Source organism: Streptomyces sp. NBC_01116 (assembly GCF_041435495.1).
GTDB lineage: Bacteria > Actinomycetota > Actinomycetes > Streptomycetales > Streptomycetaceae > Streptomyces.
In genome coordinates this window covers 6,953,120-6,969,912 of the sequence record NZ_CP108644.1, presented here as the reverse complement: position 1 = coordinate 6,969,912, position 16,793 = coordinate 6,953,120, and the positions used below count along the sequence as shown (strand labels likewise).

The following is a 16,793-nucleotide window of genomic DNA, read 5'->3' as shown; positions in this document are numbered from 1 at the left end:
TCCCCGATAGCGCGGCCGCCAACTCCCTTCCCGAACAGGAAGCGTCTCGATGACCAGCAGAAGAGCCGCACACGCCCCGCCCTCTTTCCCTCACCTGCGCTCACTCCCAGGATTCCCATGCTTGCACCCCGCACCAGCGCACCCTCGACCACCACCGGTTCGGACGCTCTTCTCTACCTCCTCTTCGGTCTGCTCGGCATCGCGCTTGCCTTCGGCTCGCTGACTTGGCTGACCGGCAACATCAGTAATTCCTTCTTCGGCGCCGGGCCCTGGGCCCCGTTCCACGCCACCGACGCGCTGCTGCACCCCGAGGTGCTGTGGCCGGCCCTGAGCAGCGTCGCGCTGCTGGTCGGCGCCCGCGTCGTGCCCGGCCTGCTCACCCTGGCCCTGATCACCACCGGCCTGGTGCTGTGGATGCGCTGGCGGTCCGGCTCCAAGTCGGGCCTCGTCCGCAAGGCCGACCTGGCGCCGCTGCTGGAGAAGGAAATCACCACGAAGGCCCGGAGCCTGCGGCCGTCCCTGGGCGACCGGGAGGGTAAAAGAGGTCGCTCCGGCTGACCGCGGCATCCTGCTCGGCACCCTCGACCCCGGCCGAGCTGAGGTCCGCGCGTCATGGGAGGACGTGATCGTCGCGATCATGGCTCCCCGAAGCGGGAAGACCTCCGGGCTCGCGATCCCTGCGATCCTCTCGGCCCCTGGTCCGGTCCTGCTGACCAGTAACAAGGCCGCGAGCGACGCCTTCACCGCGACAGTGGACGCTCGCGCCGAGGTCGGCACCATCTGGACCCTCGACCCCCAGCAGATCGCCCACCACCCGCGCGAGATGTGGTGGGACATCCTGGCCGACGCCCGCGACCTGGCCGGTGCGAAACGTCTGGCTGGGCACTTCGTCACCGCGAGCGTGGACGAGTCCAGCGGCTCCGACTTCTGGTCCACCGCCGCGAGCAACACCCTCGGCGCCCTGTTCCTTGCCGCCGCCAGCCACCGACGGCCCATCACCGACGTCCTGGCCTGGCTCGCCATGCCGGCCGACCGCACCCCGGTGGACCTGCTCACCGATGCCGGCCACGACGCGGTCGCCGCCCAGCTCCAGGGCACCGTCTCCGGTGCGACCGAGACCCGCGACGGCATCTACGAGACTGCGCGGCAGTACGCGAGCTGCCTGCTCGACCCCGATGTCGCCGCCTGGGTCACCCCGAACGAGGGCCTCCCCGAGTTCCAGCCGTTCGCCTTCGCCACCTCCCGCGACACCCTGTATCTGCTGAGCAAGGACGGCGGCGGCAGCGCAAGCGCGATCATCGCAGCGGCGGCCGACGCCGTGATGCGCGCGGCCGTGATCGTCGCCGAGCGCTCCGGCGGGCGGCTCGACCCGCCCGCCCTGTGCGTCCTCGACGAGGCCGCGAACGTGTGCCGCATCTCGGATCTCCCGGACCTGTACAGCCACCTGGGCAGCCGGGGCGTCATCCCCATGACGATCCTGCAGTCCTACCGACAGGGCCAGCGGTGCTGGGGCGAGGCCGGCATGGACGCCCTGTACTCCGCCGCCACCGTCAAGATCATCGGATCGGGCATCGACGACGCGGACTTCGCCGACCGTCTCAGCAGGCAGGTCGGCGACCACGACGTCCAGACCACCTCCGTCTCCACCAGCGAGAGCGGCAAGTCCACCTCGGTGAGCATGCGCACCGAACGCATCCTGCCGCCCGACGCGATCCGCGCCCTGCCCAAGGGCAAGGTGCTGCTGCTGGCCACCGGCATCCGGGTCGCCATGCTCAACCTCAAGCCCTGGTACAAGGAGCCCTCCGCCAAGGTGGTCGGGCCGGCCTCCGCCCGCGCCACGAAGGCGATCACCGAACGGGCCCTCGCCAAGACCATCGGCCACGACGACTTCGGGCTGTCGGCATGAGCGCGCCCACCCCGCGTCCCGGGCGGCTGCCGCGCTCGCCGGTCGTACTGCGGGACGGCCAGTGGTGGCTGGTCAGCGGGGCCGGGTCGATACTCGCCACCGATCCCGCATTCACCAGCACGCTGGACGGCTTCGCCACGGCGGTAGCCGCTGCCGACCAAGCGGTCGCCGACCTCCATGCCCGGCAGCACACCCCCTCCGGCTCCGGCGCAGGGGGTGCGCGATGAACCCGCTGCTGGGTGCGGAACAGGCGGTCCTCGGCGCCGTGCTTCTCGACCCGGACCAGCTCGCGCACCTGGACTGGCTCGCGCCGGATCACTTCGACCGGCCCGTTCATCGGTCGCTGTTCGCCGCGCTGCGCAAGCTCCGAAGCGACGACCACCCCGCGCTCTCAGCCGATGGGCCGGTGCCGCTGTCGTGGGTGACCGAAGCGGTCGACGAGGCCGGCCGCCATGTCCGAGGGCTGACTGCGGTATACGCCCACACCCTGATCTCGGCCTGCCCGCGTTCCGCGCACGCTCCGGTGTACGGCCGCATGGTGCTGGAGGGGGCGATCCATCGCACCGTCGCCCAGCACGCGATCCGTCTCCACCAGGTGGCTCGGGCCGACGCCCTACGGGGTGAGGTCAAGGGAGCGCTGCGCTCCGCAGACGTCCTAGCCGGGGTGCTCAGGGATCTTGCACGGCGCTGGGGGACCGAACCGCGTCCGGTCGCGCCCACCACTGCGCCGGTTGCTGCCCCGGCCATGCCGCCAGTCCGGGCCGACCAGGTCGCCGAGGACGAGCGGTTCCTGCTGGCCGTCCTCGCCGAGCAGCCGAGGGCCATGGAGGAGGTGGTGGACTGGCTGCGGCCGGGGGATTTCGCCGATCCGGCCCACGGGCAGCTCTACCGGTGCCTCAGTGCGCTGCACCACCGGGGCGAACCCATCGACCGGATCACCCTGCTCTGGGAAACCCAGCGGCGCGGCCTGCTGGCCGACGGCACCCTGTCGGGCGAGCATCTGACCGCCCTCTGCAACGGCGTGGGTGCCGGCAGCGCCGAATGGCTCGGGGAACGGGTGATGCGCGCCTCCCTCACTCGTACCGCAGCCGCTTCCGCGCGTGCGGTGCGTGCTCTGGCCGAGGACGAAGCCCTGGTTCCTGGCCGGTTGATCAACTACGCGCTGCACGCCCTCGGCCCGCTCGACGAGGTGCGCGCCCGCTGGGAGACCGCGAACGGCACCCCAGCCCCGAACCCGCCGCCTCAGACGCCCGTGCCGGACGGGCCGCCTCCGGCCCGGGTGCACGTAGCCCTCGCCCGAAGCACGCCGCGCCCCGTCCCACCGGCCTCGGTCCGTCCCGGCTCCGCGCCCGCCCCCTCCGCCTCCAGGCCGCCCTCGCGCGGCCACATCTGACCCCTCCCCGGCCCCCGTTGCTCTCCTCCTGGACATCACATGAACAGCACCCCCAGCTCTGACATCCGCGCCATGCGCGCCACGGCGTCGGCCCTCGACGCTCAGCGTCGCAAGCTCCCCGTTCTCGGAGATCCTCATCGCTCGCCCAACGTGGCCGACGTCGCCAGGCATATCTCGGCACTCGGTGAGCTGATCCGACCTGGGCAACGAGGTGCGCTTCAGCGCCTCCCATGAGCACGAATCCCACACCCCACGGGTTATCGCCGGGTTCGCCGCCTCAGTGCGGCCCACCGGTCAGGCGGCATCCGCCCTCGGCGAGGTCGCCCGCCAGCCCTCCTTCCTGGAACGGACCGAGCACCTGTGCGATGAGCCCGGCGCCGACGATGCGCGGGAGGCCGCGGTGCAGATGATCGACGACTCGCTCAGCACGGCGGATATGGCGCTGCGTGAAGCCACCGACTCGCTTCGTACCGCGTCGGCGACCGTTTCACCTCCGTCCGTGCGGCTCCGGGCTGCTCTCAGCCGGTCTGCGGCTGCCCCTTCTGCCGCGGCACCGCCTCCCGCTGCTCAGACGGCAGCAGTTCCTGCGGGCGTGGTCCGACGGAGCCGGTGACATGCCCACCCACGTCATGCGCCCTCCGCTGATCGGCTCGCTCTGTTCCGGGTACGGCGGGCTCGACCTGGGGGTGCAGTCCATCTTCGGCGGCACGCTGGCCTGGCACGCCGAGGTCGACCCGAACGCTTCGCGCATCCTGGCCCGCCACTGGCCCGGCGTCCCCAACCTGGGCGACATCACCACCGTCGACTGGTCCGCTGTCCCCCGGGTGTGCGTCTTGACGGCGGGCTTCCCCTGTCAAAGACGTCTCGGTCGCCGGCCGCCGGGCCGGACTCAACGCCCAGCCCCGCTCCGGGCTGTGGCTGCACGTCGCCCGTGCGGTCGAAGCCCTCCGACCCTGCCTGGTAGTGATCGAAAATGTTCGCGGCCTCCTCACCTCCCCCGCCGGTTCCCCTGGCGACGTGGAACCCTGCCCGTGGTGTCTGGGAGACACCCCAGGCGAGCCTCCTCTGCGGGCACTCGGTGCCGTACTCGGATCCCTGGCCGACCTCGGGTACGACGCGAAGTGGCTCGTGCTTCGCGCCTCCGACATCGGGGCCCCGCACCGTCGCGAGCGCACCTTCCTCACAGCCTGGCCCACCGGACACCCTGCTCAAGACCCCGACCAGCAACATCGGCAAGAACGGCGGCTCGCAACACCCTTCCAAGAGGAAGAGCGGGGGCCACGGCCCGAATCTGGCCGACGAGGTCGAGTGGCTCCTGCCGACCCCGAAGGCGTCGGACGGGACCAAGGGCTCGCCGAATCAACGGCATGGCAACGGCGACATGACCCTGCCCAGTGCGGCGGCGTCGCTGTTGCCCGCGCCCAGGGCCAGCGACACGGGCACCCCGGGCCGCCGCCCGGGGAAGGAGTGGCGGCCTCCCTTGTCGGTAGTGGTCCTGCCGCTCTGGACGGAGGAATCGTCGGAGGCCGAGGAGCGGACCGGCGATGGGGGCCGTACGCAGCCGCCATCACCCGATGGGAGAGGCTCACCCGTCCCGAGCCCACCGACGCAGCCGGGCGGCTCCGTCCCGCTTTCGTCGAGTGGATGCAGGGCCTCGCCCCGGGCTGGGTCACCGCCACCCCGGGGCTCGGGCGGCCGGCGCAGCTCACCGCGCTCGGCAACGGCGTCGTTCCCCAACAGGCTTCTCGAGTTCTGCAGTTGCTGGCACCGCCTTTCCCGCGTTGCCCTCGCTGCGCAGGCAGGTAGCGCTCCACTACCGGGTTTTCCCGGCCGGGCCAAACCGCTGTTTCTCCGGATCCTCTCGGGCATGTCGCCGTCTCACAGATGGAGCACACCCCCATGTCCGACACCAGCCCGACCACCACCCCCGGCCCCGAGCCGTACCGCGTCACCGACGAAGACCTCGACGACCTCGCCAGCACCCTCGCCAAGACCATGGCCGAGGTCAAGCAGCACGGCGTCATCCTGGACCGCCTCGGCTCCGAGCCCGTTCCCCTACCCGCTGCCGACCAGCAGGCGAACGGTGCTCCGGCGGCCGGGGCGTCCGGCCCCGAGCAGGCCAACGACCCCGCCTCGGTCTTCATCGTCGCCTTGGGCGGCGAGACGTACGCCACCGAACTCGCCGCCCTCAGCGACTGGGTGAACTACCTCTTCCTCCCGATCTACGGCCGGGAGATCAGCACGAGCCGTCCCTGGTGCGCGCACTGGCACGAACACCCCGAGGCCGTCGCCCGGCTCCACGCACTCTGGCTCGCCTGGCAGCAGTTCACCGACACGGAGGCCGGCCTGGCCGGCCCGTCGACCTGGCACCGCGACCACCTAGACCAGACATTGGCGCACCTGCGCGCCCCCGACGGGCCCTTCGCGGCGTGCACGACGAACCCGAACCGCCCCAACCATCGCGTGCTGTCCACCCCCGCGCCCGAGCAGACGGGAGCGGCCTCGTGAGCGACATACTCGACTTTCGTCTTGACGATCTCGCCCCATCCGACCCAGATTCCGAGCACGCGGAGCGACAGTTCTGGGCCGGTGACGTTACGGTCCTGGCTGAACACCACTCCCTTCCCGACGGCTCCCACAGTTACGTCGTCGCTCACGACGGATCAGTCACGTGGGGTGCACCGGGCGAACCACAGGTAGCAGCGATCAAGGTCGCGCGAGACCTCAGTCTGAAGACGTTCACTTTCGAACTGGCCTATCACCCCACCGTGTCCTTCGCCCAGAACTGGTTGATCGAGCGCGGGTGCCCGCCCGAGCGGATCACCCAGTCTGGCGGGGACCTCATGAAGCCCGCCGACGACCTCACCCTTCAGATCGAACAGCAGATCCATGAGTCGGGAACTCGGTACGAGGTCCTCGACAGCCAGACCTCTGACTTCGACCCGTGCGAGGCATGGACGCTGACCCGGGACTCCAGCGCCTGCCAGACACCGATCCGTGTCTTCCTCGAAGAGGGAAACTTCAGCACCCACACATACACACTGCGCGAGGGCGCCTTCGCCGACGTGGACACCGCCCGTTCCTGGCTGGACGACCGCGGCGGCCCATTGCCCGAACCGCCTGAGTACAGCGCTCACGACAGCGCCGACGTCCGGGCCCGCGTCGCCCTTGCCCGGTCAGCCGGTGTCGCCGCAGTACCGAAGGGCGGCCTCGACGCCCATTGCACGCCGCCGCCGGGACCGGTCCAGCGCCCGGCACAGCAGGGGCGGCTGCTGTGAGCCGCGCCCGCTTCGCCTTCGCCGCACATCCAGACGCCATCGCCGACCTGCGAGAGCTTCCCGACAGCATCCGTGACCTGGCGCTGCTGGAACTGCAGAACCTGGTGCACGGCAGCGACGACTGCCTGCCGTTGAAGGGCCGCCTCGCCGGCTTCCACAAGGTCTACGTCGACCCTTCCGTCGCCTACCGGATGGTCATCCAGTTCCGCCCGGCCCCGCCGACCTCGACCCACAAGCGCGAGGTCTACCTCGTCGCCGCCGGAAGCCGGAAGGACTACGCGGTCTACCACGTGGCCCACCTGCGCACCGGCCCCCAGCAGGACGCCGAGACCGACTCCGCAGCCCAAGCACGCGTGCGGGCCGCCCGGTCCCGGTCGACGCTCAGCGCCGACCGGCCAACAGCAGGCCCGGCAAATGCTCCAACAACAGCCCCACCCCCGGCCGCCGCTCCCCGAAAGGTTCCCCAGCGATGACCGCTGACCGCGCCCCCCTGACCCGTACCGAGCTGGCGGATCTCCTCACCGACGCCGCGCAGATCGTCTCCGGCATCCTCACCGCCGAGTACCCGACAACCGCCGGCCGCTCCTACCTGCACCCCGTATTGGGCCCACTGTCCGCCGGGCCCCGGGTGCTCGGCGAACTGAACGACCGGCTCGAAGGGTTCGTGGCCGCCGAGCCACGCCCCGCCACACCGGCGGGCCTGTTCGCCCTGGCCTCCTACGCCTCCGCACTGGGGTGGCTCGCCGAGTCCTTCGCCGAGCTGACCGCCTCGGTCGACCAGATCTGCACCCGGGTGGGCATCCCCACCGAGCCCTCCGAACCGGTCGTCGCCGCCTCCCATGGCGCCGAGCAGGACGACACGTTCGACTTCGCGTTCAGCGCGCGGGAGCTGGCGGCGATCCGCACCGCGGCCCAGGCCGCCGGCCTCGCCCCGGACGGCTACGTCGAGGTCCTCTCCCAGTCGCTGCTCGCCGCCTCCCGGATCACCGACGCCTGCATGGAGATCTCCAGCGGCCTGCTCGAAGACGCCGCGTACGTCCTCGACGAGGCAACCGACCATGCCTGGATCGGCGACGGACCGGACAGCCTGCCCACCCTGGTCCGCTCCCTGCTTGCCCGGATGGAGGCGGCGCGGTGAACCCGTACGACGCAGACACACACCCTGGGCCTCATCTCGTCGTCGAAGTACTCGGTATCGGGGATGCAAGCGTGCCCGCCCTCGCGCATGGTCCGGGGGAGCCGCTGCACCAGGCCGCTACGCGCGTCATGGGAGCCGCAGCGGCGTTGGACGAGCGACACGAGAGCGTGCTCGACGCGGTCCAGCGGGCTCAGCGGCTACTCGAAGGCATCGGTCGCGGTGAAGTCGGCCGCGCCCAGGTGTCGTACGCGCTGCTGCGGACCGCACTCCCCGAACTCGGAGACGTTCTGGCGCAGCAAGACCGGGCGTACAGCCAGCTCGTCGAGTCGCTGTCCGCCTACCGGCGGCTTCTGTCCTCGCCCGAGCCTGCTCAACGCGCGACCAATATGAGCTACGGGCAGAAGACGAGGCCCGACCGGGACGACGACTGGGCCGTCGCCGGGGAGCGCGGGTTGGTAGCCCTCGAAGCCGTTGCGGCCGGAGGCGTTCGCTTTCGTCGCAACGCGATCGGCGACGACCCGTTCATCTCACGGGAGAAGGCCGAGCGGCAGGACCCGACGGTCTTCCCACAGACCGTGCAGCGGCTGGTCGCCGACGGACTACTGCGCCAGGACACCAGCGAGAACCCGTACCGGCCCGGACAGCTCCTCTCGCTCACGCCGCAGGGCGAAGCCGCCCTCCGCGACGCGCGTACGGCGACGCCGCGCGTGTCCGCCGCCCTCCGCCGCAGCAACGCCCCCGCGGGCCCCGGCCCTCTCACCGACCCGGCCGCCGTCCCCGTCACCACGGCGGTCGGCAAGCCTTCCCGCTCCCGCTGACCCCTTCCAGAAAGAACACTCCCATGCCTGCCCCCGTACAGCCTCCCGTCTTCTCCATCGGCTCGATCGATGCTCAGCTGGTCGAAGACGCGCTTTCCCTGATCGGGCCGAAGTGGACCGCCTGGTCGGCGATGACCCTGGCCCAGGAGAACCGCCCCATGCGGGTACGCGACGTCGCCGCCCGGCTCCCGTTCATCAGCGAGCAGTTCGTCAGCAAGCGACTGGCCACGATGCACGCTGACGGGCTGGTCATCCGGCCCGACGACCGTCGCGGAGCCCCGTACCAGCTCAGCGCCCTCGGCACGTCACTGGCTCCTGTCCACCGCACCATGTCGGACTGGTCCCATGCCCACCTGTCGCTCGGACAAATGGCCGAAGCCGAACGCGTCGAGGACGCCCTGCGCCGCCTGCATCTTCGGCACTCGACCGCCGTGATCCAGGTCCTTGACGCGGGCGGTCCGATGCGGTTCGTCCACATCGCCGAGGAGGCCGGCCTGGACAACAGCTACGCCCGGCAGCGGCTCCTGCGGCTTCAGGCCGACGGCCTGGTCACCCGCGCAGGCCCGCGCCACGGCGACCCCTACGTGCTGACCGACGCCGGCCAGGCGCTGGGAGCCGTCTACGCGAGCGTCGAGCACTGGAGCAGCCCCATCACCGAGCGGAGGACCTCATCGTCTCCGCGCCCCGTCGCGGCGGCCACGCGCACCCACCCCAACGTCTCACTGTCGGCGGACGGTGCCCGGACCGCGGCGGCCCTGCGCCGCAGCGCTGCCGCGCCGAACGCCCTGTTCAGTCACGCGCCGCAACCTCGGGTGCCGGCGGCCGTAACCATCCAGTCGGCACCGGGCCGGGGACGGTGACCGGGGTGGTGAGAGCCAGAACCGTTTCACTGCTGCCACGACGTCCGCGTGCGCTCCGACCGCTCGTCCTCCTGCGCACGCGGGCGCCTTCCCCTCCCTCACTCCCGGAGCCTCGACCATGCACGCCCCTGATGCCCCGTATCTCTACCAGGAGGTACTGGTCAGTCCCATGTACCTGGCTGGGACCGGCGGGGCCGGAGACGCCGGCTTCGCACCGGTTGCTCACTGGCCGCACCACGCTCTCGGCGACACTCCTTGCCAACTTCTCGTCACCAGCCCGGACCACCGCATCCGGATCGGCTGGTTCGGCGACGACTTCGAACTGTGGAAGATCAACGCATCCGAAGACGCCCTCTCCGCACCCCGCTGGACGGCCACCTTCAACCACGTCACCCCGCCCGAGATCGTCGCCGGCCTCACCACCGCTCTGGCCCGCGACTACGCCGAAGCCGACGCCTACGACGCCAACGCCCCCTTCCTGGCCGCCCCGTCGCTCTACTGGGCCGACGCCGTCCGGCCGCTGACCGACGCCGGCTGGACACGCGACGGCGGCGCCGAGCGTGGCACCGTCGAGATCGTCGCCCCTGACGGGCAGGCGGGTGTCCTGATCGACAACCGTCTCTCCGGCTGGGACGAGAAGACCGTCACCCTGTGGGCCGGTCCACCGGGCTGGGGCACTCGGGCAGAGGCGGTCTTCACAGCTCGCACCCCGTCCCACCTGATCGCCGCGACAGCGGCCGTCATGGCGGATTCGGCCCCGGTGATCCGGGAACGCCAGCAGCTCGACCGCAGGTTGCAGCACCTGGTCACGCTGGCCCCGGTCGGCCCGACCGCCGGTCCCCAGGTATCCCCCGCTCCGACCCCTCTCGACGTGCGGCGCACGGCGGTCACGCAGGCCGTCCACCGCGCCACGCGCGCCCCGCGCACCGCAGCCGACCTTCGGGTCATGGCCGCGCGCAGCCGCACCGTGTCTTCGGTACAGAGCGGGTCGAGCAGCCTCGCGCCCGCAGCCGTCGCCCGGCCCCCGGCCAGCTCGCCGGCGCTGCGACACGGCCGCTGACTCCGCTGCCCCGGGCCTCTCCGGGATACGACACCATTCGAAAGCGTCCTTGCGCAAAGGGAGTTCCGTCATGCCCACCGCCACCATGCTCGACCAGGCCACAACCATGATCGAGAAAGCCTGGGGCCAGCCCATCGAAGTCCTGGAAGTCCTCGCGGTCCGCCGTCCTTGCGAGGACTCGCTCCTGCGCGCGGCCGTGCACACCCGTACAGCCCTGGCCGTCACCGACAACACGGTGGCCGTTCACCAGGACCGTCTGCACGCCCTGACCCGGCGCGGGTACGTGCCGGCCTTCTACGAACTGGACCGGATCACCGAATCGGCGGTCAAACTCCGCGTCGCCCACTCGGAAAGCCATACCTACCTCCAGGCGATCAGGCGTGTGGTCGAAGCCCGTGAGGCTGCCGCGCCTGCGGACCGGGCGCCGGCGGACCGCCTGACCCAGGCCGCTGTCGCCCGCTCCGGGCACGCGCCCAACACCCCGGGCCAGATACCCGACCCGCCCGCACCTGTGGCCGTCGTCGGGCCGCCGACGCCCGCTGCGGGGCCGCGTCGCTGAACGGTCAGGCGAGGTCCTCGTCGCGGTGGGCGTCCTCGGTACGGGGGCCCACCGCGCGGGCCAGCTCCTCCAGCGTCAGCTCGACGCGCCGGCCGTCCGTTGCCCGGTGCTCCACGACCGTCTCCTCCTCCGGCCACCGGTCAGGCTGTGCGCCGACGCCCCACTGGCCGTCGGCGACCATCGCGATGTCGCCCACGGTCCACGGCCGCCCGGCAACGCGGATCTTGCGCTCCAGCCCGGCTCCGTCCCAGTGTCTGCTCGCCTCGGCCATCCCTGCTCCCCCTTCGGCCCTGTGCGGCCCGTCGCCGCAACCCAGGTACGACAACAGCGTTCACCGATGCATTCCCCTGGCCTGCGGCCACCCGCTGGCGATCTCCAGTTCGCCCACGGCAGACGTCTCCCCCGGGGAAACGACTACGTACTTCGGCATGGCGCATGTCAACGTACGGGTGTCGGGAAAACCGCAGGTCAACGAAGGGATCGTCCAACCGTGAACACCTCCGCCACCCTCCTGCCCGCCGTCGTCCGCCCCGCCGCGGAAGACCTCCGCTGGCTCTCCTCCGACCACTGCGCCGCCCGGGTGCTCGACCTCCTCGACGGCCTCGGCTGGGTGATCGTCGATACCCCGGAGGCCAACGTCCACGCGACCAGCCCGGACGGCCGCGTCTACGTCGGCTGGCTCCCGGAGGACATCACCGCCTGGAAGCGCGGCATCGTCTGGCACGTCCGGGTACAGCCCGCCCACGGTGACGCGTGGGTCCAGGAGTTCGGCATCCACACCCCCTCCGAGGCCGTCGCCGGATTCCTCGCCGTCCTCGTCACCCACTCCTCGCGCTGACCGCCGAACCACTGGGCGGGCCGGTGATGGCCCGCCCCGTTCACCCGCGGCCGTCCGTCCACCCCACCCACGAGGAGCTGCCCACCATGTCTTTCCGCGCCCCGCTCACCAACCACCACGCCGACGACACGCTCTGCCCAGCGGACCACAAGCACACCAGCTCCGGCAAGCCGCTCCACCCCGACTGCCCCGGCCGTGCGTACACGAAGGCCGTCTGCTCATGCGGCGACTGGGAGAAGAAGGACTGTGGCAAGGGATACGTCAACGAGTGCCGCAGGCGGCATCTCGCCGACCGCGCCCGAGAGCCGAAGGTCCTCCGCGATCCGCCCCGCCTCGGTCCCTGCTGACACACCGCCACCAGCCCAAGCCCGTCTTCCCGTACCGCTCTCGGAGGTCCCATGCCCCAGTCCCTGACCGTCGGCCACGTGCTCCGCCAGCTCCAAGGACTCGACCCCGACCTGCCAGTCCGCCTCGCCATCAACCCTGACTTCCCCTTCGCCCACTACGTCAGGGCCGACGTCGTCGTCCGGGAGGGCACGGCGTTCATCGCCGAGGACGGCCAGGAGGGCTACCTCCCGCCGGAGGCGCGCGCCGCCCTCGCCTGGGCCTGACCAATTCCCTCAACACCACGGAGGCTTCCATCTCGTCGCGATCCCACCCCTCGCCCGTCCTTCCGCTGCGCAGCCTCGCCGTGCGCCCCATGCCGGACGGCGTGCGCGGCGCGCTGGTCCAGCGTGTAACCGCCCGGCCCGACGGCCCGCTCGACGTCACGTGGCTCGCCACCAGGGAGTCCAGACTCCCCCTCGGCCGCATCCGCCTGCACTGGGAGCCCGGCTCCCTCACCGGGTGGAACGTCACAGCCCACCTGGGCCTGGCCACTGCCGAGGTGCACCTCGCCTCCTGGCCCGCCGCCCCGGACAACTGGCCGCGCCTGGTCCGTCCGACCCTCCATGAGGTGACCGGTCTGTGCTCCGCCCTCGCGTTCGCCACCAACGCCCTCGACCTCTCGAACCGCCTCGCCGGAGTCTGACCCAGGACCACAGAAGGCCGCCCTACGCCGATCAGGCAGGGGCGGCCTTGCCATGGGCCCGCCCGCGCGTTGCGTACGCTCATCCCGACGAACGAGGAGGACGCCATGGCCGACGACCAGCAGCTCTGGGGCTACACCGAGGTCGCCGCTCACCTGGGTATCAGCGTCGGCGCCGCTCGCAGCCGGAAGAGCCGGGGCAATCTGCCTGTACCCGACGACGACAGCGTGCCGGACCGGCCCCGCTGGAAGCCGGCCACCTTCCAGGGCTGGAAGCCGGTCGGCCGGGGATTTCGCAGCGACCTGCACGGCTCCTCTGGAGACCACTCCGTCTGACTGACCAACACCCTTAGTCGCCCGTAGGGTTCGGCCATGACGACCGACTCGCCGATGCCCTCCCCGCCGTTCCCCTCAACCGACAACGCCGTGCTCCGGTTGATCGTCAGCAACGCCATCAAGGCGGTCCACAGCGGTGAGGTCTCCGTCGAGGACGCCATCCTGCACGCGGCGGTCCACAGCTGGTACGAGGGTCACATCCACGGTGAGGACGAGTGCCCCGGATGCGACTTCCGGGGCGAGCTGCCAAAGGGCATCAAGCGCGGCTGACCATTTCAGAACGTCGAGGGGTGCCACCGATACATCGGTGGCACCCCTCGGCGTTTGGTCTGTTGCTCACCTACTCCAGGTAGGTGCCGGCGAAGACGCCGTCGAAGCCGAGGGCAGCCAGGCCCTCCTCCACGCTCGGATAGGTCGTCCCATTCGGGCCGCCGATCAGGGCGTCGAAGTCGGCGCGGCTGATCTCGGGCTCGAGCCACTGGTTGCCGCACCGGCAGCGGATCCAGACGTTGCGGCCATGGTTGATGAGCAGCCAGTCGCGCCGGGCCCGGCAGGCCGAGCACATCGCGGGTATGCCGCCGAGGGACAGCTCGTGTGGGTGGCCGACGCAGCGGGTCGCGCCGGGCCCGTCGGCCGACTCCATCTCGTACTGGAGCTGCAGCAGGGGGTCGGCGCCGGTGGGAAGGACGGGCAGCGTGGGTGCCGGCTCCGTGGTGCGGTCGGTGGTTCTGGGCACGAGCGTCATCTCCCGGTCGAGGGTCCCGCTTTCATCCCTAACAGCAGGTGGAACCGGCTGTCCAGGAGGTTTCATGGAGTCCGAGCAGCCAGTGATCGGCCTCCGGATGAACTGATCAGCGGCGCGGTGCGCGGCTGCGCGGGTCGGGGACGGCAGGGCGGACCGTCACCCCGGGGGCGTTGCGTTCACTGGTGCGGTTGGCCGGGGTCTTGGTCGGGCGGGTGCCGGCCTGCGGGCGGCGCGTAGCTTCGCCCGGGCGGGCGGGGAGCTGGGCGAGGCGGCGAAGACGCCACACCAGGACGTCGTTCACGTCCTCGGCTGTGTCGAGTTCGCGCATGGCGGCGGCCTGCCGCAGGAGCGCCTCGGCGTCGTGGCCCTTCTGCTCGGCCTGGGCGAGGGTGGCAACCAAGGCGTCGGTCCTCGTCGGCGTGCCGTCTGCTCGTACGCCCTGCTTCGGCAGAACCGCATGGAGGGTGGCCTCGTGTGTCCGGCGTTGGGCCTCGGGGAGCGCACGGCCCTGGTCATGCAGCACGCGCATCGGCGTGGCGGCGGCCTGTTGGTAGGCGGTACGCAGGTGCGCGGCGGCCTGGCGGGAGGCGTGGGCCTGCTGGGCGTGGCCGCGGGCGGAGTGCCAGTGGGCGGCGGCGAGGGTGACCAGGACCAGGGTGGAGAGGAGCATGGCGGTGGTGCCGCCGTCTTCACCCCGGCCGAGCGCGCCGCCGGCCTGGACGATGCCCCGGGCGGCCGAGCGCAGTGCCCGGGTGTCGGCGCGTTCTGCACGGACGTGGCTGCGGGTTGCCCGCTCGAAGGCTCGGGCTGCGGCAGCCAGCTCGGCGCGGGTGGCGGCCGGGGAGGTCTGGGCGACCGCGTCCAGGAGTTCTCCGACTCCCACGAGCTGGGTGGCGGCATTGTCGTCGCCGTCGTCGAGGAGGTCGGCGGCACGCTCGGCGATGCCGGTGACGCTGCGTCGCTCGCGGGCGGGCGGGGACCAGTCCGACCGCCCGTCGGCCGCCGAAGGCGCGGCCTGCTCGGCAGTGCCGTTGGCCAGCCGGAGGCGGATCTTCGGGAGGGAGAGGTCGGGGGCCAGTTTGGAACCCGGGTACCAGACCGGTTCGCCGTGGCGGTTGCGGTCGCCGGGCAGGGCCACGTTGTAGCCGAGGGCGTCTCCGGACGGGGCGTGGCGCACCTTGACCCGCAGGCCCGCCTCGCGTAGCCGGGTGAAGAACTCCTCTTCGGTGGCGGTGCCAGCGAGGGCTTGGCGTACGGCTTCGCGGAGCGTCTCGCGGGGGGCTTCGGGTCGGCCAGTGCGTTCGGCCTTGAAGCGTTCGGCGCTGGTGGGGGTCTTGGCTCCGGTGCCGTCGCCAGGCTTGAGCCGGCGCAAGTCCATCTCCTTCTCGATGCGTCGGCATTCGGCCTGGGCCTTTTTGAAGTCGTAGTTCATCCGGGGGCGGCGCAGGTCGCCTCGGACCATGGTGGCCAGGATGTGGATGTGGTCGTCGGCGTGGCGTACGGCGACCCAGCGGCAGCCGTCCGAGTCGCCTTCGGGGGCGAGGTTGACGGCGTGGACCAGGCGGCGGGCAACCGTGTTCCATTCGGCGTCGGTGAGGGTCCGGTCGCCGGGGTCGGTGCGGACTGAGCAGTGCCAGACGTGCTCGGCCGGGGCCTTGGTGCCGGCCTGCTTAACGCGCAGGTCCAGCGCGGCAGCCAGCCGGGCGAGGGTGACCTTCGGGTCGGGGTCGGGGCTGGTGTCGCGGCCGGGGTCGGAAGCGAAGCCGTCCCAGCTACCGACGAGGTGGGGGTCGACGTGCTCGTCACGCCTGCCGGGGCCGTACAGGTAGACGAGCAGGCCGTGGGTTCGCGAGCCGCGCCGGATCTTGGGAACCATCAGCTTCGCCTCCTCACCAGGTCGTCGGCTGCGTCGTCGACACGGGCCATGAGCCGGGTCAGGACGGTGAGCGCGTGGTCGAGTTCGCCGGGGCGGGGCTGTCCGCCGGCGTTGTGGATGTAGGCAATCTGGTTGATGTTGTTGCCGATGCGGGCCAGCGCGGTGCGCAGGGCGGCGAGTTCGTCGATGGCGGTGTCGAGTCGTTCGTCGGTGTGCAGGATGGTCGAACCGCGGGCGGCGGCGAGGCTGGCGGTGGCGAGGAAGCGGGCGACGGTGATGCCGCGCTGCGTGGCGGCATCGGTGATCTCGGCTTTCTCGTCGTCGGAGAGGCGGGTGGTCGTCTTGCGGGTGCGCTGGCTCGGGTTGCGGCTGCGGCGGCGCGGTGTGCGATTAGGGAAGGCGGGTGTGTTCGGGCTCGGCGGCGCATGGTGGTCGTCGCGGTCGTCTTCTCCCCCAGTGACCGGCGCCCCCTGGTGCCGGTTGCCCGGCTGGCCCCCGAGAGCCCTCGCTCGGGGACCAGCCGGACTTCCCCCGCCCTCCTGGGCGGGGGCAAGTGCGTACGACGGGCCGTAGGACCGTCGTACGCGACAACTTGCTCCGCCACGAGCCGTGGTGGGGTCACGCTGCTGTCCGGCGGTGGTGACCACCGGGTCGTCGGTGGTCATCGGCTCGTCTCCGGGTCCTGCTGCTGGATTGCGCGGACGAGTTCCTCGATCCAGTCCATGGCCAGGACCGGGTGGTGAAGGGTCCAGGGCCGGTCGTGCTGCTCGCGTTGCACGATCCAGGTGGTGTCGGGGCCGGACTGCGCCCGGTGGAGGTGGCCGTGCTGGTGCAGGACGGTCAGCCAGGAGTCGACTTCGGCGGGCGTGGCCGGGTGGGTACGCATCAGGTGTTCTCCACTTCTGCTGTGGCGGGGCGTCGGGCGGGCGTAGGGAGCGGGCGACCGGCTGGGGTGACCG

General features: G+C 71.4%; 22 protein-coding genes and 2 pseudogenes. 19 read left to right on the top strand and 5 right to left on the bottom strand.

Going from position 1 to position 16,793, the window contains the following annotated elements:
- Positions 1 to 117 precede the first annotated feature (117 nt).
- From OG245_RS30575 to OG245_RS30515, 13 genes and pseudogenes are all read left to right on the top strand, one after another.
- Positions 118 to 1,906, top strand: a pseudogene (locus OG245_RS30575) (type IV secretory system conjugative DNA transfer family protein).
- Complete coding sequence (locus tag OG245_RS30570; protein WP_371626577.1) at positions 1,903 to 2,133, top strand: hypothetical protein; 231 nt, start codon at positions 1,903 to 1,905, stop codon at positions 2,131 to 2,133. The pseudogene OG245_RS30575 and the gene OG245_RS30570 overlap by 4 nt, the downstream one beginning before the upstream one ends.
- Positions 2,130 to 3,299, top strand: a complete 1,170-nt coding sequence (locus tag OG245_RS30565; RefSeq protein ID WP_371626576.1) for a DnaB-like helicase N-terminal domain-containing protein — start codon at positions 2,130 to 2,132, stop codon at positions 3,297 to 3,299. Before OG245_RS30570 ends, OG245_RS30565 begins: the two co-directional genes overlap by 4 nt.
- 614 nt (positions 3,300 to 3,913) lie before the next feature.
- Positions 3,914 to 4,096, top strand: a pseudogene (locus OG245_RS30560) (DNA cytosine methyltransferase); the annotation flags it as partial.
- A 115-nt stretch (positions 4,097 to 4,211) separates the two neighbouring features.
- The gene (locus tag OG245_RS30555; protein ID WP_371628030.1) at positions 4,212 to 5,105 is read left to right on the top strand and encodes a DNA cytosine methyltransferase; all 894 of its coding nucleotides are present in this window, start codon (positions 4,212 to 4,214) and stop codon (positions 5,103 to 5,105) included.
- A gap of 93 nt (positions 5,106 to 5,198) precedes the next feature.
- Positions 5,199 to 5,807: a DUF4913 domain-containing protein gene (locus OG245_RS30550; protein WP_371626575.1), complete on the top strand. Its 609-nt coding sequence runs from the start codon at positions 5,199 to 5,201 to the stop codon at positions 5,805 to 5,807.
- Positions 5,804 to 6,577: a glycosyl hydrolase gene (locus OG245_RS30545; RefSeq protein ID WP_371626574.1), complete on the top strand. Its 774-nt coding sequence runs from the start codon at positions 5,804 to 5,806 to the stop codon at positions 6,575 to 6,577. The genes OG245_RS30550 and OG245_RS30545 overlap by 4 nt, the downstream gene beginning before the upstream one ends.
- A complete protein-coding gene (locus OG245_RS30540; RefSeq protein ID WP_371626573.1) occupies positions 6,574 to 7,050 on the top strand; it encodes a hypothetical protein in 477 nt (158 codons plus the stop codon). Before OG245_RS30545 ends, OG245_RS30540 begins: the two co-directional genes overlap by 4 nt.
- The gene (locus tag OG245_RS30535; protein ID WP_371626572.1) at positions 7,047 to 7,715 is read left to right on the top strand and encodes a hypothetical protein; all 669 of its coding nucleotides are present in this window, start codon (positions 7,047 to 7,049) and stop codon (positions 7,713 to 7,715) included. Before OG245_RS30540 ends, OG245_RS30535 begins: the two co-directional genes overlap by 4 nt.
- 146 nt (positions 7,716 to 7,861) lie before the next feature.
- Positions 7,862 to 8,533 carry a large ATP-binding protein gene (locus OG245_RS30530; protein WP_371626571.1) on the top strand — a complete coding sequence of 224 codons (672 nt, stop codon included), beginning with the start codon at positions 7,862 to 7,864 and terminating at the stop codon, positions 8,531 to 8,533.
- A gap of 23 nt (positions 8,534 to 8,556) precedes the next feature.
- On the top strand, positions 8,557 to 9,393 hold the full coding sequence (locus OG245_RS30525) for a winged helix-turn-helix transcriptional regulator (protein ID WP_319307116.1): 837 nt from the start codon (positions 8,557 to 8,559) through the stop codon (positions 9,391 to 9,393).
- A 118-nt stretch (positions 9,394 to 9,511) separates the two neighbouring features.
- Positions 9,512 to 10,453 carry a DUF317 domain-containing protein gene (locus OG245_RS30520; protein WP_371626570.1) on the top strand — a complete coding sequence of 314 codons (942 nt, stop codon included), beginning with the start codon at positions 9,512 to 9,514 and terminating at the stop codon, positions 10,451 to 10,453.
- Positions 10,454 to 10,523: 70 nt separating this feature from the next.
- Positions 10,524 to 11,012 (top strand): hypothetical protein, encoded by a 489-nt coding sequence (locus OG245_RS30515; RefSeq protein ID WP_161122982.1) that lies wholly within the window; start codon positions 10,524 to 10,526, stop codon positions 11,010 to 11,012.
- A gap of 4 nt (positions 11,013 to 11,016) precedes the next feature.
- Here the strand turns inward: OG245_RS30515 and OG245_RS30510 are convergent, their stop codons facing one another.
- Complete coding sequence (locus OG245_RS30510; protein WP_319307114.1) at positions 11,017 to 11,283, bottom strand: hypothetical protein; 267 nt, start codon at positions 11,281 to 11,283, stop codon at positions 11,017 to 11,019.
- 219 nt (positions 11,284 to 11,502) lie between these two features.
- Between OG245_RS30510 and OG245_RS30505 the strand changes: the two genes are divergently transcribed.
- The 6 genes from OG245_RS30505 to OG245_RS30480 all read left to right on the top strand — a co-directional run bounded on the left by OG245_RS30505 (position 11,503) and on the right by OG245_RS30480 (position 13,483).
- Positions 11,503 to 11,850, top strand: a complete 348-nt coding sequence (locus tag OG245_RS30505) for a DUF317 domain-containing protein (protein WP_371626569.1) — start codon at positions 11,503 to 11,505, stop codon at positions 11,848 to 11,850.
- An 86-nt stretch (positions 11,851 to 11,936) separates the two neighbouring features.
- Positions 11,937 to 12,197, top strand: coding sequence for a hypothetical protein (locus OG245_RS30500; protein WP_371626568.1), 261 nt, complete (start codon positions 11,937 to 11,939; stop codon positions 12,195 to 12,197).
- A gap of 51 nt (positions 12,198 to 12,248) precedes the next feature.
- A complete protein-coding gene (locus OG245_RS30495) occupies positions 12,249 to 12,461 on the top strand; it encodes a hypothetical protein (protein WP_329307099.1) in 213 nt (70 codons plus the stop codon).
- A gap of 89 nt (positions 12,462 to 12,550) precedes the next feature.
- Positions 12,551 to 12,880, top strand: a complete 330-nt coding sequence (locus OG245_RS30490) for an esterase (RefSeq protein WP_329307098.1) — start codon at positions 12,551 to 12,553, stop codon at positions 12,878 to 12,880.
- A gap of 105 nt (positions 12,881 to 12,985) precedes the next feature.
- A complete protein-coding gene (locus OG245_RS30485) occupies positions 12,986 to 13,213 on the top strand; it encodes a MarR family transcriptional regulator (RefSeq protein WP_329307097.1) in 228 nt (75 codons plus the stop codon).
- A 36-nt stretch (positions 13,214 to 13,249) separates the two neighbouring features.
- On the top strand, positions 13,250 to 13,483 hold the full coding sequence (locus tag OG245_RS30480) for a hypothetical protein (RefSeq protein ID WP_371626567.1): 234 nt from the start codon (positions 13,250 to 13,252) through the stop codon (positions 13,481 to 13,483).
- A gap of 70 nt (positions 13,484 to 13,553) precedes the next feature.
- On the opposite strand, the gene OG245_RS30475 is transcribed toward OG245_RS30480, so the two are convergent.
- The 4 genes from OG245_RS30475 to OG245_RS30460 form a co-directional block, all read right to left on the bottom strand.
- A complete protein-coding gene (locus OG245_RS30475; RefSeq protein ID WP_371626566.1) occupies positions 13,554 to 13,958 on the bottom strand; it encodes a hypothetical protein in 405 nt (134 codons plus the stop codon).
- A gap of 106 nt (positions 13,959 to 14,064) precedes the next feature.
- Complete coding sequence (locus tag OG245_RS30470) at positions 14,065 to 15,834, bottom strand: relaxase/mobilization nuclease domain-containing protein (protein ID WP_371626565.1); 1,770 nt, start codon at positions 15,832 to 15,834, stop codon at positions 14,065 to 14,067.
- Positions 15,834 to 16,499 (bottom strand): plasmid mobilization relaxosome protein MobC, encoded by a 666-nt coding sequence (gene mobC / locus OG245_RS30465; RefSeq protein ID WP_371626564.1) that lies wholly within the window; start codon positions 16,497 to 16,499, stop codon positions 15,834 to 15,836. Before mobC ends, OG245_RS30470 begins: the two co-directional genes overlap by 1 nt.
- Positions 16,496 to 16,720 (bottom strand): hypothetical protein, encoded by a 225-nt coding sequence (locus OG245_RS30460; protein WP_371626563.1) that lies wholly within the window; start codon positions 16,718 to 16,720, stop codon positions 16,496 to 16,498. The genes mobC and OG245_RS30460 overlap by 4 nt, the downstream gene beginning before the upstream one ends.
- Positions 16,721 to 16,793: the final 73 nt, after the last annotated feature.